The 18,141-nt window shown below is 42.9% G+C and carries 26 protein-coding genes and 2 tRNA genes; 8 read left to right on the forward strand and 20 right to left on the reverse strand.

Annotated features, from left to right (window positions below; genetic code table 11):
* Positions 1 to 24 precede the first annotated feature (24 nt).
* Positions 25 to 636 (forward strand): exonuclease domain-containing protein, encoded by a 612-nt coding sequence (locus tag BBW65_RS08175; protein ID WP_083986202.1) that lies wholly within the window; start codon positions 25 to 27, stop codon positions 634 to 636.
* On the opposite strand, the gene BBW65_RS06910 is transcribed toward BBW65_RS08175, so the two are convergent.
* The 3 genes from BBW65_RS06910 to rpsU all read right to left on the reverse strand — a co-directional run bounded on the left by BBW65_RS06910 (position 593) and on the right by rpsU (position 1,722).
* Positions 593 to 670 (reverse strand) — tRNA-Met (locus BBW65_RS06910). The genes BBW65_RS08175 and BBW65_RS06910 overlap by 44 nt on opposite strands.
* 40 nt (positions 671 to 710) lie before the next feature.
* Complete coding sequence (locus BBW65_RS06915) at positions 711 to 1,121, reverse strand: hypothetical protein (RefSeq protein WP_066341394.1); 411 nt, start codon at positions 1,119 to 1,121, stop codon at positions 711 to 713.
* A gap of 388 nt (positions 1,122 to 1,509) precedes the next feature.
* Positions 1,510 to 1,722 (reverse strand): 30S ribosomal protein S21, encoded by a 213-nt coding sequence (gene rpsU / locus BBW65_RS06920; protein ID WP_066341395.1) that lies wholly within the window; start codon positions 1,720 to 1,722, stop codon positions 1,510 to 1,512.
* A 132-nt stretch (positions 1,723 to 1,854) separates the two neighbouring features.
* Here rpsU and BBW65_RS06925 point away from each other — a divergent pair.
* Positions 1,855 to 1,931, forward strand: a tRNA-Arg gene (locus BBW65_RS06925).
* A gap of 52 nt (positions 1,932 to 1,983) precedes the next feature.
* Positions 1,984 to 2,580: a phosphatase PAP2 family protein gene (locus BBW65_RS06930; RefSeq protein ID WP_066341397.1), complete on the forward strand. Its 597-nt coding sequence runs from the start codon at positions 1,984 to 1,986 to the stop codon at positions 2,578 to 2,580.
* On the opposite strand, the gene dcd is transcribed toward BBW65_RS06930, so the two are convergent.
* On the reverse strand, positions 2,581 to 3,141 hold the full coding sequence (dcd, locus tag BBW65_RS06935) for a dCTP deaminase (protein ID WP_066341399.1): 561 nt from the start codon (positions 3,139 to 3,141) through the stop codon (positions 2,581 to 2,583). It abuts the gene before it with no gap.
* Positions 3,142 to 3,292: 151 nt separating this feature from the next.
* Here dcd and accB point away from each other — a divergent pair, with 151 nt between their 5' ends.
* From accB to BBW65_RS06960, 5 genes are all read left to right on the forward strand, one after another.
* The gene (accB, locus tag BBW65_RS06940; RefSeq protein ID WP_066341401.1) at positions 3,293 to 3,754 is read left to right on the forward strand and encodes an acetyl-CoA carboxylase biotin carboxyl carrier protein; all 462 of its coding nucleotides are present in this window, start codon (positions 3,293 to 3,295) and stop codon (positions 3,752 to 3,754) included.
* A gap of 12 nt (positions 3,755 to 3,766) precedes the next feature.
* Entirely contained in the window at positions 3,767 to 5,116 is a 1,350-nt protein-coding gene (locus BBW65_RS06945) for an acetyl-CoA carboxylase biotin carboxylase subunit (RefSeq protein ID WP_066341406.1), read from the forward strand.
* Complete coding sequence (locus BBW65_RS06950) at positions 5,103 to 5,603, forward strand: hypothetical protein (RefSeq protein ID WP_066341407.1); 501 nt, start codon at positions 5,103 to 5,105, stop codon at positions 5,601 to 5,603. Before BBW65_RS06945 ends, BBW65_RS06950 begins: the two co-directional genes overlap by 14 nt.
* Positions 5,600 to 6,700: a UDP-4-amino-4,6-dideoxy-N-acetyl-beta-L-altrosamine transaminase gene (pseC, locus tag BBW65_RS06955; RefSeq protein ID WP_066341408.1), complete on the forward strand. Its 1,101-nt coding sequence runs from the start codon at positions 5,600 to 5,602 to the stop codon at positions 6,698 to 6,700. The genes BBW65_RS06950 and pseC overlap by 4 nt, the downstream gene beginning before the upstream one ends.
* 223 nt (positions 6,701 to 6,923) lie before the next feature.
* The gene (locus BBW65_RS06960) at positions 6,924 to 7,178 is read left to right on the forward strand and encodes a DpnII family type II restriction endonuclease (protein WP_066341410.1); all 255 of its coding nucleotides are present in this window, start codon (positions 6,924 to 6,926) and stop codon (positions 7,176 to 7,178) included.
* A 122-nt stretch (positions 7,179 to 7,300) separates the two neighbouring features.
* On the opposite strand, the gene BBW65_RS06965 is transcribed toward BBW65_RS06960, so the two are convergent.
* The 16 genes from BBW65_RS06965 to BBW65_RS07040 all read right to left on the reverse strand — a co-directional run bounded on the left by BBW65_RS06965 (position 7,301) and on the right by BBW65_RS07040 (position 18,141).
* On the reverse strand, positions 7,301 to 7,801 hold the full coding sequence (locus tag BBW65_RS06965; protein WP_066341412.1) for a hypothetical protein: 501 nt from the start codon (positions 7,799 to 7,801) through the stop codon (positions 7,301 to 7,303).
* A 14-nt stretch (positions 7,802 to 7,815) separates the two neighbouring features.
* Positions 7,816 to 9,375, reverse strand: coding sequence for an RCC1 domain-containing protein (locus BBW65_RS06970; protein WP_066341417.1), 1,560 nt, complete (start codon positions 9,373 to 9,375; stop codon positions 7,816 to 7,818).
* A complete protein-coding gene (locus tag BBW65_RS06975; RefSeq protein ID WP_066341419.1) occupies positions 9,376 to 9,957 on the reverse strand; it encodes a hypothetical protein in 582 nt (193 codons plus the stop codon). It abuts the gene before it with no gap.
* Between the two features lie 12 nt (positions 9,958 to 9,969).
* The gene (locus tag BBW65_RS06980) at positions 9,970 to 10,833 is read right to left on the reverse strand and encodes a hypothetical protein (RefSeq protein WP_066341421.1); all 864 of its coding nucleotides are present in this window, start codon (positions 10,831 to 10,833) and stop codon (positions 9,970 to 9,972) included.
* Positions 10,830 to 14,045, reverse strand: coding sequence for a hypothetical protein (locus BBW65_RS06985; RefSeq protein WP_066341423.1), 3,216 nt, complete (start codon positions 14,043 to 14,045; stop codon positions 10,830 to 10,832). The genes BBW65_RS06980 and BBW65_RS06985 overlap by 4 nt, the downstream gene beginning before the upstream one ends.
* A gap of 120 nt (positions 14,046 to 14,165) precedes the next feature.
* Positions 14,166 to 14,393 carry a hypothetical protein gene (locus BBW65_RS07920; RefSeq protein WP_199919420.1) on the reverse strand — a complete coding sequence of 76 codons (228 nt, stop codon included), beginning with the start codon at positions 14,391 to 14,393 and terminating at the stop codon, positions 14,166 to 14,168.
* Positions 14,394 to 14,410: 17 nt separating this feature from the next.
* On the reverse strand, positions 14,411 to 14,710 hold the full coding sequence (locus tag BBW65_RS06995) for a hypothetical protein (RefSeq protein WP_066341431.1): 300 nt from the start codon (positions 14,708 to 14,710) through the stop codon (positions 14,411 to 14,413).
* Complete coding sequence (locus BBW65_RS07000) at positions 14,707 to 15,267, reverse strand: hypothetical protein (RefSeq protein ID WP_199919421.1); 561 nt, start codon at positions 15,265 to 15,267, stop codon at positions 14,707 to 14,709. Before BBW65_RS07000 ends, BBW65_RS06995 begins: the two co-directional genes overlap by 4 nt.
* A 3-nt stretch (positions 15,268 to 15,270) precedes the next feature.
* Complete coding sequence (locus BBW65_RS07005) at positions 15,271 to 15,579, reverse strand: phage holin family protein (protein ID WP_066341436.1); 309 nt, start codon at positions 15,577 to 15,579, stop codon at positions 15,271 to 15,273.
* Positions 15,569 to 15,766 carry a hypothetical protein gene (locus BBW65_RS07010; RefSeq protein WP_066341439.1) on the reverse strand — a complete coding sequence of 66 codons (198 nt, stop codon included), beginning with the start codon at positions 15,764 to 15,766 and terminating at the stop codon, positions 15,569 to 15,571. The genes BBW65_RS07005 and BBW65_RS07010 overlap by 11 nt, the downstream gene beginning before the upstream one ends.
* A complete protein-coding gene (locus BBW65_RS07015; RefSeq protein ID WP_066341440.1) occupies positions 15,738 to 16,052 on the reverse strand; it encodes a hypothetical protein in 315 nt (104 codons plus the stop codon). Before BBW65_RS07015 ends, BBW65_RS07010 begins: the two co-directional genes overlap by 29 nt.
* The gene (locus BBW65_RS07020; RefSeq protein ID WP_066341441.1) at positions 16,045 to 16,452 is read right to left on the reverse strand and encodes an N-acetylmuramoyl-L-alanine amidase; all 408 of its coding nucleotides are present in this window, start codon (positions 16,450 to 16,452) and stop codon (positions 16,045 to 16,047) included. The genes BBW65_RS07015 and BBW65_RS07020 overlap by 8 nt, the downstream gene beginning before the upstream one ends.
* Positions 16,449 to 16,820 (reverse strand): hypothetical protein, encoded by a 372-nt coding sequence (locus BBW65_RS07025; RefSeq protein ID WP_199919422.1) that lies wholly within the window; start codon positions 16,818 to 16,820, stop codon positions 16,449 to 16,451. The genes BBW65_RS07020 and BBW65_RS07025 overlap by 4 nt, the downstream gene beginning before the upstream one ends.
* Positions 16,783 to 17,088, reverse strand: coding sequence for a hypothetical protein (locus BBW65_RS07030; protein ID WP_066341445.1), 306 nt, complete (start codon positions 17,086 to 17,088; stop codon positions 16,783 to 16,785). The genes BBW65_RS07025 and BBW65_RS07030 overlap by 38 nt, the downstream gene beginning before the upstream one ends.
* The gene (locus BBW65_RS07035) at positions 17,060 to 17,260 is read right to left on the reverse strand and encodes a hypothetical protein (RefSeq protein ID WP_066341447.1); all 201 of its coding nucleotides are present in this window, start codon (positions 17,258 to 17,260) and stop codon (positions 17,060 to 17,062) included. The genes BBW65_RS07030 and BBW65_RS07035 overlap by 29 nt, the downstream gene beginning before the upstream one ends.
* Positions 17,257 to 18,141 carry a Mu-like prophage major head subunit gpT family protein gene (locus BBW65_RS07040; RefSeq protein WP_066341449.1) on the reverse strand — a complete coding sequence of 295 codons (885 nt, stop codon included), beginning with the start codon at positions 18,139 to 18,141 and terminating at the stop codon, positions 17,257 to 17,259. Before BBW65_RS07040 ends, BBW65_RS07035 begins: the two co-directional genes overlap by 4 nt.

Consider the following 18,141-nt stretch of genomic DNA (forward strand, 5'->3'; position numbering starts at 1 on the left):
GCTATTTTTAAGGGGTATCAACAGATGTGGCGTGATGCGGTGTTTTGTTTTGTTGATATTGAGACAACAGATGTGAATCCTGATTGTGGAGGGCTACTTGAGATTGGTGCGATTTTGTGCAAAGGTAGTGGAGAGGTGGTGGGGCGTTTTGAGCATTTGGTGCATGTGGAAGTGATTCCTGAAGTGATTGAAGAAATCACAGGGATTGGGCTTGAGGATGTGAGGTTTGCTCCAAGTGCCAAAGAAGTTTTGGGGGAGTTTAGAACATTTATCGGAGATAATGTGTTTGTGGCACACAATGCAGCGTTTGATTATCAGTTTTTGAATCAATGCTATATCAAGTTTTTTGGAATCGGGCTTTATAATCCCACTCTTTGCACGATCGCATTGGCACACAAAACGATTGTCGCACCGCGTTATGGATTGAGCTTCTTGAATGAGTATTTGCAGATTTTTACTCCCAACAATCATCGTGCGTATGCCGATGCCTCTACTTGTTTGGAGATATTTAAAAAATGTATAGTCAATGTTCCTCGTCAAGTGAAAACAACACGGGATTTGATATTTTGGGTGAGAAAGGGTAATCAGAAATTGGTGTCAAGAGGGGGACTCGAACCCCCGACCTCCGGCTTATGAGACCAGCGCTCTAAACCAGCTGAGCTACCTTGACTTGTGAAAAAGGCGTATTGTATATTATTTGTTTCAAAAAGTCAAATCCCTGCGATAGCTTTGCGTGCATTTTCATACATTTGCAAAAATTCTTGCACTTCTTTAGAATGCTCTTGATAAGGATTTTTGCTCTCCTGTTCTTGCTGTGTTTTGCCTTGATAGAAATTAGTGGAGCGGTAGAGGGCTTGTGCTGCCATGATTTTCTCACCCTCTGTCATCTCTGCTGTTGCCCTTGTGAATGCACGATAGTCATCATCACTCATGGTTTCCAAAATCGATAAACCATAGGTTTGTCTTGGAAACTCACCTACAGGAGCGACAAAAGGCTCTTGCTCTATGATCTCTTGCTGTTTGTCTTGTGTGGGCAAGATATTAGAATCTTTGAGATATTGTTCTTGTTGATTGAGCTTGGAATAGTTGGGCATAAAAGAATTGGCAGAAGTGATTTGCATCGGTGACTCCTTGAAATTTTAGGGAGTAGAAGCAAAAAAGATTCCAATAATTTGCGATTGCCTCCATTTTGGGCATTGAGCTCCTTGCACCATTCCTTCAATTTCTCAAAAGAAATTTGATGAAATCGTAGTATTTTTGGATATTGAAGCTTCAAAAATATCAAAAGTAGAGTTTCTGTCAATTGTAATCAATTAATTATTTAAACAAGCAAAGCCCTCTTTTGTGACCTTAGTGTCTTGAATATTTTCTTATCTTTTTAGTGTGGATGTTGGAGGTTGTCAAATTTGTCGTAATTTGAGGTTCTGGTAATTTATGAAGTTTTGCAGACTAGTCGATTAGATTGCATCCTCCGCTTCATCATCAAGCAATGTGAGGCGGAGGAACAGATTAGAGCCTAGACTCATAGCGTCTTAACATATAAAGACGCTTCAGCATTTTTTTCTTGGCGTTAATCTTTTGCTTTTTGCGTTTTTCAGTGTTAGATTCAAAAAATCTACGCGCTCTGCATTCAGTTACTACCAAATTGCGATCGGCTTGTTTTTTGAACTTTCTGTAACCCTCATCAAAAGATTCGTTTTCACGCATTTTAATGCCTGGCATACTATCACCACCATTTCGTTTTGGATTTCTTGATTGACTTTCATCAAATCAAGTGGCGATATTTTATCCTAAACTTTCAAAATCTTTGCTTTTTTGTCCAAAAGTAGCTATAATCACAAACTCATTTTGTTTGTGTCCATAGCTCAGCTGAATAGAGCAACAGGTTGCGGTCCTGTAGGTCGGGGGTTTGAATCCCTCTGGGCATACCATTCTTGATCATTTCCTACTTTGATACACAAGACAAATCAGGAGCTTTTTGAGATGAAAAAATATTTCCAAATATTCTTTATATTTTTCGTATTGTCTTCACAGGTCAATGCAACAACGGCAAAAAAGGTCATAGAAACCATCGGGGATGTTTTGCAGTTTTTGCCCGTTGTACCGGTTTCTTATGCACTATCGATACAAGATTATCAGGGACTCAAAGAATACGCTATAGGCTTTGGTTCTACGATGGGTGTTGTGTTGGTGAGCAAATGGGGGCTTAATGAGATAAGCAAAAAACATCCACAATATGTTTCTTTTGCCCAGCGTCCAAACAATGGAAATTTTCAAGGATTTCCATCAGGACACACAGCTTCGGCATTTAGTGCAGTGGGATTTATGCAAAAACGCTATGGGTGGAAGTGGGGATTGCCTCTATCGATCTTGGCAGGTTTTACGGGGTTTAGTCGTGTTTATGCAGAACGCCATACTTTGTTGCAAGTCGCGGCAGGAGCTATGCTTGGATTTGGAGTCAATTATCTTGTGAGCTCCAAATACATAGATCCCTCTATAGAAAAAATCGCAATGTATTCCACAGAGGGATCCAAGAAGGATGCAGAGATTCTGATGCTTTCTTATTCCCGCAAGTTTTAATCACTTCAAAATTCTAGGCAGAGTGATTCCTCTTTGCCCTTGATATTTGCCCGATTTGTCTTTGTAACTCGTCTCGCACGCCTCATCACCTTGCAAAAACAACACTTGAGCAATTCCCTCATTGGCATAGATTTTGGCAGGGAGTGGAGTGGTGTTGCTGATTTCTATAGTGATATGCCCTTCAAACTCTGGCTCAAAAGGCGTAACATTAACGATGATTCCACAGCGCGCGTAAGTGCTTTTGCCCAAACAAATCGCCAATACATCTCTAGGCATTCTGAAGTATTCGATTGTAGAAGCAAGGGCAAAAGAATTTGGTGGCACGATACACACATCACCCACAAAATCCACCACATTTTCATAATCAAAATTTTTGGGATCCACAACGGTCGCATTGATATTTGTAAAAATCTTAAACTCATTGCTTACACGGATGTCATACCCATAGCTGCTCACTCCATAGCTTACAACCCCGCTACCAATCTGCTTCTCACAAAATGGCTCAATCATCTTGTTTTGCAAACTCATCTCTCGTATCCAGCGATCTGATTTTAAACCCATATTTATTTCCTTATGTTTTGTTGTTAAGCTAATCTAAACATTAAAATCCAATGTTTTAATTATGCTATCATAACAAATCTAGTTGCCTATGTATTAGCATTTGGAATAAACAAGGCATCAAATCATCTTGCAAAATGAGAGGACATACAAAATGAATCATAAAGAAATAGAAAAACTAATCGAGACTTTTGCCAATCAGCAAATCTCCAAACTCAGTATCAAAAAAGAGGACTTTGAGATTCTTTTGGAAAAACATATTCAATGTCCCACCACTATCACCACTTCCGCGATTGCTCCGATGCCAATACAGCAAAGCCAAGCAGAGAGTGTTGCACCAGCTCCACAGCCTCAAGCTGCGCCACAAGCGACAGATGGCACCTTTATCATCTCTCCGATGGTTGGAACTTTTTATCGTGCGCCATCTCCTGATTCTCCTCCGTATGTCAATGTCGGAGACAAAATCAAAAAAGGACAGATTATCGGGATTGTGGAAGCGATGAAGATTATGAATGAAATTGAAGCGGAGTTTGATTGCCAAATTGTCGAAATCATTGCAAGTGATGCGCAGCCTGTAGAGTTTAATTCCAAGCTTATCAAAGTCGAAAAAATCTAAAGGCTCATAACGATGAATAAACTACAAAGAATCCTTGTCGCTAATCGTGGAGAAATCGCATTAAGAGCCATCCGCACAATCCAAGAAATGGGTAAAGAAGCAATCGCTGTGTATTCTACTGCAGACAAAGACGCCCATTATCTCAATGTCGCTGATGCCAAGATTTGTATCGGAAGCGAAAAATCTAGCGATAGCTATCTCAATATTCCTGCGATTATCAGTGCAGCAGAGCTTTTTGGAGCTGATGCGATTTTCCCGGGATATGGATTTTTGAGCGAGAATCAAAGTTTTGTGGAAATCTGCAAACACCATCATTTGGAGTTCATAGGACCAAGCTCAGAGGTTATGAATCTCATGAGTGACAAATCCAAAGCCAAAGATGTGATGCAAGAGGCTGGTGTCCCGGTGATTATGGGCAGCAAAGGCTCGCTCAAAGATTATCAAGAAGCACAAAGGGTGGCTCAAGAGATCGGCTATCCTGTCATTATCAAAGCTGCAGCAGGTGGTGGCGGACGCGGAATGCGTGTGGTGGAGTCGGAGGAAAACCTCAAAAACTCTTATCTTGCAGCAGAAAGCGAGGCACTTAGTGCTTTTGGTGATGGCACAATCTATATGGAAAAATTTATCAAAAGCCCCAAGCATATCGAGGTGCAGATTTTGGCAGACAAACACGGCAATGTCGTGCATATCGGAGAGAGGGATTGTTCAGCCCAAAGACGCCAACAAAAGCTTATCGAAGAAGCCCCTGCTGTTGTTTTGAGTGAAGAAGTGCGTCAGAAACTATTGGAAACGGCTGTGCGTGCAGCGAAATATATCGGCTATGTCGGTGCGGGGACTTTTGAGTTTTTGCTTGATGCCAACAACAAAGATTTTTATTTTATGGAAATGAATACGCGTTTGCAAGTTGAGCATACCGTGAGCGAAATGATTAGCGGACTTGATTTGATAGAGTGGATGATCAGAATCGCAGAAGGAGAGAGACTGCCCTCACAAGAGAGTATCTCTTTCAAAGGGCATTCAATCGAATGCAGGATTACAGCAGAAGACCCCAAGACCTTTTTTCCTTGTCCCGGCAAAATCACTCAATGGGTAGCACCGGGCGGTTCTTATGTGAGACTAGACACTCAGGCTTATTGTAATTATGTTGTGCCAATGCATTATGATTCTATGATTGGCAAACTCATTGTATGGGCAGAAGATCGTCAAAAAGCCATCGTTAGAATGCGTAGAGCACTCAAAGAGTTTTATATCGATGGTATCAAAACCACCATCCCATTCCATATTGAAATGATGGAAAATCAGGACTTCAAACACTCCAAAATCCATACAAAATATCTAGAGCAACGCAATGAAAGTAAATAATTCTCGATACCCCAACATCGCCAAGCACACGCAAGAAATCAAGCAGGAAAAGCTCCAGAAAATAACCCAAGAAACACAGGAGATATCAGAAAATCCACTTGAAACCATCAAAGCGATCAACCAAAAAGTCGGGCAGCTCCAAATCCTCAATCGCTCCCTTATTACACTTCAAACCCAACTCAAGAATCCAAAGCAATTGCAAGAAATCCAAACCCTTCAAGATGAGATCAAAAAAAATTTGCACGATCTTGGTTTGGATGATTCTCAAGAATTGGCAGAAAAGCTAACAAAACAAGATGCAAAAAACACCCAAAACATCATTCATTCTCTGCAAAAACGCATCGCACAGCAAATCCAAACCCATCATCACCAAATCCAAAATCTACTCCCCCAAACCACAGAGTTTCAAAAAGAAAAACTCCAAAACCCATTGTTCAAAGTCGCACACAACGCAAGTAAAATCAAACTTTTAGATCAGGCGATATGATCCCATACAGCACTCAATGTATCGATGAAGATGACATCTCTGCTGTTGTTTCCACTCTGCAATCTTCAAACCTCACGCAAGGCGTTCAAACAGAACTTTTTGAGCAAGAGCTTGCCCAGTATCTTGGAGTGCCTTATGTGTTGAGCTTCAACTCTGCGACCTCTGCACTTTTTTGTGCGTATAGGGCGTTGGGTTTGGCACATTGTGAAGTCATCACATCGCCGATTAGTTTTGTTGCCACTTCCAATATGCTGTTGGAGAATCACGCACAACCTGTTTTTTGTGACATTATGAGTAATGGCAACATCAACCCACACAAAATCCCCGAGTTGATCACACCCAAAACCAAGGCGATTGTTAGCATAGATTATGCGGGGGCAAGTGTCGATGTGGAGGCAATCGCACAAATCGCCAAAGAGTATCAACTCGCTTTTGTCTCCGATAGTTCTCATAGCTTTGGAGGAGAGTATCAAGGCACAAAAATTGGAGCATTTGCAGATCTGACAATCTTTAGTTTCCACGCCCTCAAACCTATCACAACAGGCGAGGGTGGGGCGATCGCCACAAAAGACGCCAAACTCTATGAGCGTATCAAACGCATCCGTTCGCACGGCGTCATCAAAAAATCGCTATGGAATACTCAAGTGCAAGAGAGTGGATTCAATTTCCGACTTACAGATATTGCTGCCTCACTTGGACGCTCACAACTCAAAAAGATTGATACTTTTATCCAGCAACGCCAAAAGATCGCAAGCTTTTATGATGAAGTGTTCAAAGATAATCCATATTTTCATACTCTCCAGATCCCCTCTCATATCAAAAGCTCTATCCATTTGTATCCTATTTTTCTCAAACAGCAATATTGGTGTGCCAAAGAAGCTATTTTTGCTCGTTTGCAAGAAAGGGGGCTTGGAGTCCAGGTGCATTATAAGCCCATTCATCTTTATGATTTGTATGCCAAAACTCCTCACAGATCGCTTTATCAAGCTGAACGCTTTTATAATGCCCAAATCTCTATCCCTTGCCATCAAAAAATGGACATCCCACTAGCACAAGAGGTTGCTGAGATTCTGCTCGATACTCTTGAGGGCTTTTGAGCGATTGTGTCTAAAGATCTTGAAACGCATCCCTTGCCTTCTGTGATGTACGATAGCAAGGGATGTGGCTACGGGGAGGGATATAAGAAGTTTGTAAGTTTTTGTGAGTTAAACTTACTTAAACTGATAGATATGAGTAAGTGGGAATGAAAAATGAAAAACACATTAGACTTTGATAAATTTTTAGAAACCTTGAAAACTACCAATAGGAATTTGGGCTTTTATGTTGATTGAAAAAAAATGTTTGAATAATCGTGATGATATTACCATAGCACTCAATCATCTAAACTTTTTGCTTGGTAAAAATAAAGATGTGATGCAAAGTTGTATAGGAAAACTTTTTAGTGAATTTCCCAAAGCTTTTGGTGTTTTAGAGATATTGATTGCAGTGCGTGACAGCAAAGAGGAAGTATTAGATATAAATGATAATCCTTGCAAATTAAAAGATTATGTCAAACTCCACTTGAAATCAAAGTGATTTTACAAATGAAATCAAAGTGGGGGGTTTTGACTTTGATTTCAAATGCAAAATTTCATGCAATTTTATTGGTGGTGCCACGCTCCCCCACCATACCCCCACCATACCCCATTAAACCCCCATTAACCCCCCTTTTTAAACTCCTCAAACTCACTCAAAACCCTATCTTTATGCCTCACCCAATCGCTCATCACTTGCTTGACTTGCTCCTTTGTATGGAAAACATACTGCTTTTCCTCTCCATCACACCTCACTCTAAGCCTCCCACCCTTGCCAAGTGAAAACGCTTGGAGCAAATTTGCCTGCCAAACCAAATCACTATCATAGATTCCCCTCTTGCCCAACGCACTAGATTCAAAGCTTGCTAACGCCTCTCTGACTTCCTGCTCTTTCCTCTCGATCGTTGTAGTATCCACTTCAGCCTTTTTGGCTTCCTCACGCTCCATTCTCTCCCTTATCTCGCTAGGCAAATCCCCCTCTTGGATCTCCACAAAAGGAGCATTCAGCTCCTCATCGCTCTGACTGATATAAAAAGAGCTCACTCCATCAGCCCCCACACACTCCAAAGGCTCATTATGCCTTGCCCTTACAATCTCTGCATTATTGATTTTGTAGTATTTCATTCCTTCTCCTTTATCTATGCTCTAGCCACCGGGCTCAAAATCGGCGACACTCTTGAAAGACGCTGATGGATATTGTTCCCACAAGCATACAGCACCCCATCGACAATCACACAAAGTCCCCCCGTATTATCCGCAGCAAAACAAGCCCACGCTTCAAACTGCTTGAGCCCCTTTCTAGGCAAGCACACTTTTGTCATTGTCATCTCCTCTCCTCCTTTTTTCCCAATCCCAAGCTCTCCATATCCGTTATACCCCCACGCCCAGATCTCTTGCTTCTCCTTATGGATGATAAAAACACAATCAATGCTGTCTTGATAATTATCCGATCCAAAATTACTATCCAGCTCCCAGCCCACCCCACTAAGCGTCTTGATCTTTTTGAGCTTTGTCGCTCTATCACAGCTCCCATCTCCAAACCCATACTCCCCATATCCAGAGACATACACATCAGTATCTCCATTGTTGGGGATAAGGATCACAGTCAAAAGAGGGTGGTTCAAAAATCGAGTCCCCCTAGGCGTATTGAGAGGCAGCCCATTCCCATCTGTGACGCGGACCAAAGCATTGCTATCTGAAGTGTTGTTGGCACTAAACTGATAGTGAGAGTTCCTTCCTGCTGCCCAAAGCACCCCATCAAACATCATAAAAGCCGAGACATACCAATCATTCTGATATTCTGCAAAACATTGGATAAAAGCCTCCCTCACTCCAGCCTTGATCTGCACAGGAGTGTGTTTTTGCCCACTACTATTGCACCCTAGTTGCCCCACACCATTCCACCCCATCGCATACACCACCCCACTTTTGATGATCCAGCAATCAAAAGGAGAGACAAAAATATCATCCACTCCCTCATGAGCCTGCACCCAAGCATTCACTTGCGAAGTATTACCGATCCCAAAATACCCCTCAGGCTGATTCCCACACACAAACACCTTTTTGTTTTCAAGCAGAGCAAAACACCCAGTTCTGATATCAGTCCCATGCCCAGAGACCAAAAGCTTCTTGACCCTTGATTCAAAAGTATGGACATAAGGCACAAGCGAATCGCTAGTGCTCCCTTTCCCAAGCTGCCCATAGACACCATAACCCATACAAAACAAACAACAATCCAAGCTTCCTTCCACCCCACCCACATTGCTTTGCCCAGCTTTAGGGATAGCATACAGATTGTGATAGCCCACCACCAGCCTTTCAAACTCCACATCGTTAGGAAGTGGGACTCTTAGGCTCTTACCTCCATCAGCATTCACTCCAAGCATATTATCATCACAATACCCAATCAAGATAAAATCCCCATATCTTGTGATCCTCCCATCTTTTTTCCACACCTCTTGATAGACATACGCCCCTGCAATCGCCCTTTGTTTGCCGATGGTTTCCATCGTGATAGTTTTCTCCCCCAAAGGATCATTGACCCTATCCACAACCCCCTGCAACTCCCTCTTTTTCTCCTCCACAAAGCTCCCCAAAACTTCTGTATAAACACTCGGATCGATTTTTTCTTTTGCGACCTCTCTCAAAACCTCATTGATTGCACTTAGCGTTTGTGCGACTTCTGTCTCGACACTCATTCACTCTCCCTTTCCTGTATAGATTTTCTCACCCTCTTTTCCATTTACGACAAACTCCCCACTACGCACCCCCAAAGCCCTTGCAAGCAGTGGATACTCCACCACACTTAGCTGTGCAGGAAGCCTCACATATCCACCCCCCACCTCACTGCCTCGAAACTCCCTAACTTCTCCTACTCTCTCATAATTCCTCCTATTTTTCATCACGATTTCTCTCACGCTCAAAGCAAGCAGATAAGTCCGCATTGCACTCTCTTTGAGCATTCCACTGCGCGCAGTGACAATGCTTGCGATCTCTCTTTTGGCATCTTCTTTGATTTGTTCAATCTTTTCTGCCACCTTTTGAGCCTTCAGCTCGCACTTTTGTGCGATTTTCTCTCCCTCACTCTCAAGCTTTGGGAGAAACTCATTCACCTGCTCTCCCACAGTATTCATCTCTTCTACAAGCGTTGGCAAACTCTCCAAAAACGCATCAGCCCTCTCATCAAAACAATCAGGCTCTTTGCTTGTGGGGGGTTTGGGCAGTTGAGTGATCACACAAGAGATCACTTTTGCATTCATTCCACTATCGATGTCTTCCATTATTCCTCCTTTCTAGATGAGTCCCTCAATCTCAAGATTGACGATGCTTTTGCTTTTGAGCTCTAGTGGCACTTCCCAGCTTTTGAGCACCGCAAAATTGATGAGACTTTCATAAGTATTTGCGATGATAAACACCGCAGGTTCCCCCCTAATCCCTATAAGCTTATTGACCAAATGATCAAGCCTTTCATTCTCGATAAGCACACTAAACTCATTGAGCTTTTTATAATGCCCCTTCGTGATACTTGTATAGCCATCTTCATCAGTCTCGATTTTGCTAAAATCGCTCGCACTGATACTCCCAGCATACAAACTCGTCCCAAACTCCACTTCATTCCCACAAAAAATACTTCCAATCTCAGCAATCGATCCTGCATTCTCCAAAGTGAGAGTGAATGCCACAGATTTTGTCAGCGTGCTTCTTGGGTAGTAGAGATGTTTGGTGAAAATAAACTCCCCAAAAAAATACTCCTTCCAAGATTTTGTATTGCGGTAGATGAGCTTGAAATCCTTTTGCTCGATGAGCTCTTGAGAGCGACTATTATAGACTTCCACCCTCGCACTCTTTGCACGGATATTCCCAAGATAGAGCCCCCCTCCACCACTAAAGCTGATTTTTAGACTCTCCTCCCTCTTACTTGTGGTATTGAGGAAAAAATCAAAGCACGCCCTTGTATTATCACTCCCCAAACACTTCCAAGAGAGGCTATCTTTCAGAGCCACACCACTCACATCATTAAGTGCCTCATAGAGCAGATGATCCTCCCCCACCACGACATCTCCTTTTTTGTAACCACTCTCTTGTGTCCACAAAGGAGCACTCTCCTCTAGATTGCTATTGATGATGATGGTTTCATTCTTCACTAGCACTTTCACACCGCACCTCCATAGCTCACCACCTCTTGAGCTTTGAGGATTTTTTGCAAAACACTCAAAATCTTGAGATTTGTTTTTGTCCCAATCTCTCCTCTAGTTTGATTTGCTTCCTCTAGCGTTTTTGTCTTTTTGAGGAATGGATCAAGAGCTTTGAGCTTTGTTTTGTTTTCCTTTTTGAGTGCTTCTTCAAACTTTTTGCTAGCCTCAGCACTATTTTTGAGTGCCTCACCCAAAGAATTGATGAGATTGATAGTGCTAGGATCAAAAGCATTTTTGATCATCTCCTCTCTAAAATCTAGGAAATTATCCACATTGATCCCACTCACCCCCAAAGCCTCCTGCAGTCTATCCACTTCCTTTTGGGCAAGCTCTGCACTATATTTAGCACTCCCTAGAGCATCGCCTCTGAAGTCATAGAGCCATTTTGTATAGCTTTGCCCACTTTTGACAAAGCTAGCCATTCCCTCCATCACAGCTTGACTGACACTCTTATTGATACTTTTAGCATAATCACTCCACATTTGATAGACGCCAGCAATCAGCTCCTTATCTTCTTTCCCCATCACAGATCCGATCACTTGCTCCACCACACTATCACTCATTGACTGATAGTCTGCATACTTTCCAGCACTGATTGCTAGTTCATCAACACTCCCCCCAATATCTGCGATGAGATTCTCAAATCCTCTAAGCGTATGCCTAACTTGCATTAGGGCATAGCTATTTGCCTTTGTGTAGTGATCCCTCACGCTTTCTGTTTTCTTTAGCCCCCACCAATAGCTATTTGTTGTTTTGAAGGTTTGATACTCCCTAGCATTGATCTTGTCTTTATTCCCCCTTTCTCTGACTTCAACCCCATCAGCGATTTTTTCGGTTTTGGTGTTAAAAACAGAGCCCACCACACTTCCAAGCAAGCCCCCCAGCACTCCACCCACAATAGCTCCAACCCCAGTGCCAAGTCCAGGGATTACCCAAGTTCCCAGAGCCGCACCAATCCCAGCCCCACTAGTAGCACCGATCTCTCCCCCTCTACTTGCAGCCTTTTGGTGATCTTTATCCATAAAAGAGGCAAAAAGATTCCCCACTCCAATCCCCACTCCAATCCCTGCCAACGCTCCCCCAAGAGCATCACTTAGATTAGAGGCAAACTTTTCTCCAAAAAGCCCATCAAGACAGCTCCCCAAAGCTCCACTTGCCTTTGTGATAGCTAGATCAAAAGCTTTATCCATCGCTTTTCCGACGCGACTATCTTCAAAGCTTTTAGCCAAACTTCTCCCAAAGGCTTGCGAGGCACTCACTTCGAGCTTTTTCCCAAACTCCAAAACCCCCTTGCCATTTAAGATATTGATGAAATTCTCACTCAAAGCTTCTGAAAAATACCCCCCAAACCCACTTTTGAGCCTATGCTCCTCTTTGATTTGCTCCAGAGCCCTTTGGTGCTTTTGCTCCTCTAGCTTGTAGAGCTCATTAGCCTTATTCCAACTCATCTCTTGGAGCTCTACTTCTTTTGCCACCCTCTCATTGAGATTGGCGATAGCTTTTTCATAGCGGATTTTTTCTAGCTCTATGCTTTTAGCGATCCCATCATTAGAGAGAGCCACAAAGGCTGCCCTATCTTCTAGATCTGCATTGATTTCTTTGGTTGCTTGATTGCTCTCCAAATCCTGCAAAAGGATATTTTGCACAGCCAACGCCTCATTGAGCCTCACCCCCTCATCGACCCATTTTTGAGTTCTTTCAGCGATCTCAATCAAAGCAAGATTATACTCACCTAGCCCCACCTTAGCCATTTCTCTATATGCCAAAGAAGCATCTTTGATAGCCTTAAGATTGGGGGTGTTAGCCTTATTCTTTTGCTCCAAAACCTTTTTTTGAGGGAATATTTTGATTCTGTGCTCCAAATCCTGCACTTCTTTAAAAGCCTTAGAATACTCCCCCAGCCACTCTTGCTCTCTAAACTTATTGAGGATTCCCCCCTCTTTTCTAGCTTTTTCTAGATTTTCTCCTGCACGCTCTAGCCTCTCTTTTGCCTCCAGAAGCTTATTTTCTAGCCCATCTTTATTGAGCTTACTGAGTTTTTCTTGGGTTTCGTTGATGGTTTCATTCCACTTGCTCCAGACTTCCATCACTGCAAAAATCCCAGCCGTAGGAGCAAACCGCTTGAGGATTGAGAAAAGCCCACCGACTGCAAACCTTGCCTTATGTGCCGCCCCCTCAATCCTCTTTAGCTCTGAAGCATAAGCCCTAAGAGGAGCACCTTCCCCTAAAACTAGATTGAGCCCCTTTGTTGCTCCCCACAGGATAGCGACACTTCCAGCAAGCCTTGAGAGCACCCCAAGAGATTCCAAAACCACCTCTTGATTTTTTGAGATTGCCCCACTTGTGGCATTGATTGCATCTTTAATCCCCTCAAAATAAGGCTCCATTGCCTTTCTTTTGAGCTCCTCCATCGCATTAGTGAGATTACTCACACTCGCTTCATAAGTATTAGCACTCCTGCTTGCGTCATTTGCAAAGCTCCCAAGCTTCTCCATAATGAGAGAATAGAGCCTCCCCTCTGCCTTTGCTTTGCTCATTGCCTCTGTGCTAAGCCCAAGAGAATTGACAAACCTCCCAAAATCTGTATTGGTTTGAGCCACACCAGCCCCCAGACTATCAAGTGTCATTTTCAGGCTATCCACACTTGCCCCACTCACTTGCCCAGCATATGCGATGGCTTCCATAGCATTGATGGCTTCTTCCAAACTCATAGAAGAGCCAGCAGTGCTATAGAAACTCTTAAACATCTCGCTCATATCCCGCATTGTATAGATTGTTTTGAGATTGATGACATTGAGCTTTTTGATTGTTTCCCCACTGAGCTCTAGGCTCGCACTCCATTTCTCATTGGCATCGATACTTTTTCCCATCGTATCGATATTGCTATGATTGAGTGAGATAAGACTTGCAAGAGAGTTTTGAAGTTGCTCATTCACACTCACAAGATTAAGCGAACTCTTAAAAGTCGCACCAAAACTAGCACTCAATGCCCCAAAGGCAAGATTTAGCCCCCCCAATGCAAAAAAAGTATTTTGGAAGCTAGCATTAAGTGAGCTGACGCTTTTTTGCGTGAGGCTCACTTGCTTATTGAGATTGACTACTTTAGAGTTGGCAGTTGTTATCGTGCCATCTTTGACATTAAAGGTAACATTGACACCAAAGTTTTCTTGCATTATAATTCCTCAATTCTAAAGATGAGTGTGCGATGTTTGAGTTTTTCCTTCTTTTTTGTCTTGCTGTAGTCCTTGTGGCATTTTTCAATCCACCCAAGCCCAAACCAAAAGAATATAGCATCACGATCCACATTCGCACATCTCTTTACAAACCTCTTGCACCAGCAGTGGACAAAGACCAAACTTCTTGCAAAAATCCCTCACAACCAGATAATCACTCACCAGCCTCCCCTCACTCCACCCACTCTCAACCTTAAGCGACAAACTCCAAGCTCTTGCGATGAGGATCTCCTCGCTGTCATTAAGCTCAAGTGGAGTAGGGACCACGCTCCCTCTTGCAATCAGCATTCTCTGCCTTGCCCACTCTAAGAGTTTTTTCTTTTTTTCTCCCTCTCGCTATTAATCGCGTGATTGAGGTTTTCAAAAAAACTCTCCACATTCCCATTCTCATACAGATCCTCTATAAACTCCAAAGCCCCCTCTCCTTTGACATTTGCACCCAAAACCTCTCTCATTGCCTCTAGATTTTCACTCACCCCTTTAGCCCCACTCATCTTTTGGATCTGATTCATATTGGGTTCAAAAAAAAGCAGCTCTCTCTCCTCTCCATTAGATAGCACAGCCCTAAAAGCGATATTGACCCTCTCTACTTTGAAAACTTTCATTGTTTTTCCTCCTCTTTGATGTAGTGATCATAGATCCCCTCACTTGTCTTATTGAGCTTTGCCTCAAACCCCACTTCTGCAAAATCATCACTTACAAGATTGAGCTCACCACTAAGCTTGATATTTGCCTCATAAGCCACAAACATACTTTGTTTCCCACTCACAGGCACACCCTCAAAAATGAGCTTAGCTTTGAAAGTTGGGCTACTCCCAGCTTTGAGTTTAGAAAACACGATTGTTTTTCCACTGCTATTAGTCTCTCCATTGGGGAGTTTTTCTCCATCTGCGATTTCTACACTCTCCACATTGCTCCCCAAAGCAAACTCCAAAATCTTTGCACTCATATTATTGATCGTTCCTTTGAGGCTAAAAGAATCATCAACGATCACTTCCTCAATCCTCTGCTTTGTTCCATAAGCTCGGCTAAAAGCCTCTTTTGTCGCACTCTCTCGACTTAGAGAAAGCGTCTGCACGCCCATATCCACTTTTTCCACTCCACCAAGCTTTTGCATAAAAAGCTTCCCACCACCCAGATACAACTCCACATCTCTTGCCATCATTCACTCCTTTAAAATCTTTTTTTCAAATAGTCTTAGAAGTAGTCTTGAGACAACTTCACCTCCAAGCCAACCTACACCCCCACCAATAGCAATACAAAGCGAATTGGGCAACCCAAAATAATGTGCTCCCTCAAATGCCAAGAAGCACAGAAGCATTGAGCTCCCAATCCCTTGTATGACAAACACCACAGCCTTAGCTTTGGTGTCGATTTTTTGCTCTGTGATCGATCGAAGCACATACATCACTCCTGCAAAAATCCCAACCAAAAGCACAAAAAAATAGAGCTTAAAGCTCTCTTTATCTCCCATTTAACTCTCCTTTACAAAATTTCAAATCATTCTCTAGCTCCTCAAGATAGACAAAAATCTCTTTGAGATTTTCTAGTCTATCTTGCTTTGGGGTAGGACGATGGGCACTTTTGACCTCACAAGGAAGCATGATAGTGACCACTTCCTTTGCACACCCACTAAGGAGGAGGATTGGAATAGAAAACATCAAGAACCTCACGCACTCCCTCCCTAAAAGATTGACAATCCTCATCTTTTTGCTTGATGACTTTGTATTTTGTGATGATTTTTTGCCTTTCATCTTGTTTTTGCTCCATAAACTCTTTGAGCCTTAGCTCCTTATGCTTGAGTGTTGCTATCAGTCCATCAGCCTGCCCCTTGCACCTTGCAAACTGCCCACTCTTTTCCTCATAAGCATTCTTGTAATACACCAGAGACATACACAAAACCAAAAAAACAGCTCCAATCGCTCCTGCCACTACACCTCTAAACATTGAGCCACCTCCTCACATCAAAGCTAGGACATTCTTTGTTTGGATCCAAATCCCTATGCCCTAACACCTCCGCCCCCTTAAACTCCTCTGTGAGTTCTCCTAGCAAAGCCCTTAGAGACGCTTCTTGTTTCTGTGTTTTTGTATCCCTTGCTTTGCCATTCTTATCCACCCCACCCACCAGGCAGATTCCGATACTTTTGGCATTAAACCCCTTAGTGTGAGCTCCGATCTCCTCCACCCCGCGTCCTTTTTGGATTTCTCCATCTCTTTTGATGACATAGTGATACCCACAGCCTTTCCACCCTCTCTCTTTGTGCCACATATCGATTTCACGCACTCCAATATCAGATTGAGGGGGAGTGGCACTGCAGTGGATGATGATTTTTTCGATTTTTCTCACGCCCACACTCCTTTCAGTCTTATTTTGATAGCAAACTCATAGCTATGAGCCAACCCAACAATAGAGTTCTTGATTTCTTCTAGTTTCACCTTATTAGGAAGCAACACATTCTCCAAAGTAGGGAGTTGGAGGATCTCTCTTTTGATCCCATCGACCTCCTTTAGTCCTGCCCTTGCATCACTTGCATTAAAAACAAAAAACAAGCTATACTCTTGGGTTTCCTCATTCCCCTGCACCCTTAGCCCTCTAAAAAGCAGATACCGCCCATTCTCATTGGGGATTTCTTTGAGGGGCTTAGCTCTAGTGGCGGTGCAAAGTTCATCAAAAACACTACAGATCAAACTCACTCCTTCTAGTTTTGCTTGCATAATTACTCTTTCTCTCACTCCCCTCACTTGGAGCCTCTTTGATAACGCTCAAAGCTTGTTTATAGAGGAGCTCATCTTCTCCATTGAGTTGCACTTTGAGCAAAAGTTTCAATCTCACAAGAGCCACATCAAGGAGGGCAAAAGTAGGCACTTCCTTTCCTTTTGCCACTTCTTTTGCCTCTTTCATTGCATGCTCCAGATACTCCTCTTTTGGAGGATCTAGCAGAGAGGCTTCTGCCTTAAGCCTCCATTGTTCCTCTAAGCTCATCCTCCATTCTCCCGATATGCTCCACCAAGCTTTCATAGTTTGCCTCTAAGCGAGCTACACTTGCCTCCAAGCTTGCCACTCTCTCTTCTAAGCGAGCCACTCTTTCCTCTAGCCCCCCATTTTCTACCCTCTCACTCTCTTCCCTTAGCTTTTGAGCCTTTTCTCTATTCATTGCTCACTTCCATCACTCTTATAAGCAAGCTGCCACATTCCATACCCTGCATTATCTTCAGTATCCACTCCATAGAGGATTTCTTTGCTCATAAAATTGCGATCAGAGTTGGGCTTATCCAATGCGACAAATTCAGGCTTTTTGTTCACCTGCAAAATGAAAGGCTTCACACTGCGGCTTGTGTCAAAGAGATACCACGCCTTATCATTGCTCAAATGATCACACACCAAAAGCTCACACATTCCATAAGTGATATTGCTAGAGCCCTCTATTGTTTGAGCCTTGAGGATTTTGAGGGCTGTTGCCTCTAGTTCAGGAGGCACAACGAGCAAGTTAGGACGGATTCCAAGAGGAGTGCCATGAGAATTCACCAAACTCCTCATCTCCTTTCTTGCCTCCAAAAAGCTCTCCGCACTTAGCACCTTTGTTCCTTTGTTGCCAAAACTCTGACTTCCCACAGCATGATCAGTAGCGAAAAACTTCTTCCCATCAAAACAATCCCCATTATCCTCCAAAAGCTTGAAAATGAGTTGATTGTAGTGCATACTCACACTCTCTGCCAAACTCTGTATCTGTGGCTTGACAATCCCCAAATTATCATAGATCAAATTATCCCTATGGATTTTGATTGTTGCCTCCCAATCTTTCTTTTTGATTGTGTAGTTGTGGGCTGAGAGTTCTTTGAGTGTTCTCTCTCCCACCCACTCTTTCATACTAGGAAGGTCTGCAATCCAGGCATAATCTGTCACGATGGTATTACTCAATACCTCAAGTGAGATCTTTTTGTAGTCATCATTTTGCTTGACAAGGCTCTCATTAAACACCTTAGAAAAGCCCTTACTCACATTCTCCATAAAACTTGCGTCCAACTTATTTGGCAT

The sequence above is a fragment of the Helicobacter enhydrae genome, from assembly GCF_001693335.1.
Lineage (GTDB): Bacteria > Campylobacterota > Campylobacteria > Campylobacterales > Helicobacteraceae > Helicobacter_G > Helicobacter_G enhydrae.

Coding starts and splice junctions, on each gene's coding strand:
- BBW65_RS08175 (WP_083986202.1), top strand. CDS start 25: ATGTGGCGTGATGCGGTGTTTTGTTTTGTTGATATTGAGACAACAGAT.
- BBW65_RS06915 (WP_066341394.1), bottom strand. CDS start 1,121: ATGCAAATCACTTCTGCCAATTCTTTTATGCCCAACTATTCCAAGCTC.
- rpsU (WP_066341395.1), bottom strand. CDS start 1,722: ATGCCAGGCATTAAAATGCGTGAAAACGAATCTTTTGATGAGGGTTAC.
- BBW65_RS06930 (WP_066341397.1), top strand. CDS start 1,984: ATGAAAAAATATTTCCAAATATTCTTTATATTTTTCGTATTGTCTTCA.
- dcd (WP_066341399.1), bottom strand. CDS start 3,141: ATGGGTTTAAAATCAGATCGCTGGATACGAGAGATGAGTTTGCAAAAC.
- accB (WP_066341401.1), top strand. CDS start 3,293: ATGAATCATAAAGAAATAGAAAAACTAATCGAGACTTTTGCCAATCAG.
- BBW65_RS06945 (WP_066341406.1), top strand. CDS start 3,767: ATGAATAAACTACAAAGAATCCTTGTCGCTAATCGTGGAGAAATCGCA.
- BBW65_RS06950 (WP_066341407.1), top strand. CDS start 5,103: ATGAAAGTAAATAATTCTCGATACCCCAACATCGCCAAGCACACGCAA.
- pseC (WP_066341408.1), top strand. CDS start 5,600: ATGATCCCATACAGCACTCAATGTATCGATGAAGATGACATCTCTGCT.
- BBW65_RS06960 (WP_066341410.1), top strand. CDS start 6,924: ATGTTGATTGAAAAAAAATGTTTGAATAATCGTGATGATATTACCATA.
- BBW65_RS06965 (WP_066341412.1), bottom strand. CDS start 7,801: ATGAAATACTACAAAATCAATAATGCAGAGATTGTAAGGGCAAGGCAT.
- BBW65_RS06970 (WP_066341417.1), bottom strand. CDS start 9,375: ATGAGTGTCGAGACAGAAGTCGCACAAACGCTAAGTGCAATCAATGAG.
- BBW65_RS06975 (WP_066341419.1), bottom strand. CDS start 9,957: ATGGAAGACATCGATAGTGGAATGAATGCAAAAGTGATCTCTTGTGTG.
- BBW65_RS06985 (WP_066341423.1), bottom strand. CDS start 14,045: ATGCAAGAAAACTTTGGTGTCAATGTTACCTTTAATGTCAAAGATGGC.
- BBW65_RS07920 (WP_199919420.1), bottom strand. CDS start 14,393: ATGCTGATTGCAAGAGGGAGCGTGGTCCCTACTCCACTTGAGCTTAAT.
- BBW65_RS06995 (WP_066341431.1), bottom strand. CDS start 14,710: ATGAAAGTTTTCAAAGTAGAGAGGGTCAATATCGCTTTTAGGGCTGTG.
- BBW65_RS07000 (WP_199919421.1), bottom strand. CDS start 15,267: ATGGCAAGAGATGTGGAGTTGTATCTGGGTGGTGGGAAGCTTTTTATG.
- BBW65_RS07005 (WP_066341436.1), bottom strand. CDS start 15,579: ATGGGAGATAAAGAGAGCTTTAAGCTCTATTTTTTTGTGCTTTTGGTT.
- BBW65_RS07010 (WP_066341439.1), bottom strand. CDS start 15,766: ATGTTTTCTATTCCAATCCTCCTCCTTAGTGGGTGTGCAAAGGAAGTG.
- BBW65_RS07015 (WP_066341440.1), bottom strand. CDS start 16,052: ATGTTTAGAGGTGTAGTGGCAGGAGCGATTGGAGCTGTTTTTTTGGTT.
- BBW65_RS07025 (WP_199919422.1), bottom strand. CDS start 16,820: ATGCAAGCAAAACTAGAAGGAGTGAGTTTGATCTGTAGTGTTTTTGAT.
- BBW65_RS07030 (WP_066341445.1), bottom strand. CDS start 17,088: ATGAGCTTAGAGGAACAATGGAGGCTTAAGGCAGAAGCCTCTCTGCTA.
- BBW65_RS07035 (WP_066341447.1), bottom strand. CDS start 17,260: ATGAATAGAGAAAAGGCTCAAAAGCTAAGGGAAGAGAGTGAGAGGGTA.
- BBW65_RS07040 (WP_066341449.1), bottom strand. CDS start 18,141: ATGCCAAATAAGTTGGACGCAAGTTTTATGGAGAATGTGAGTAAGGGC.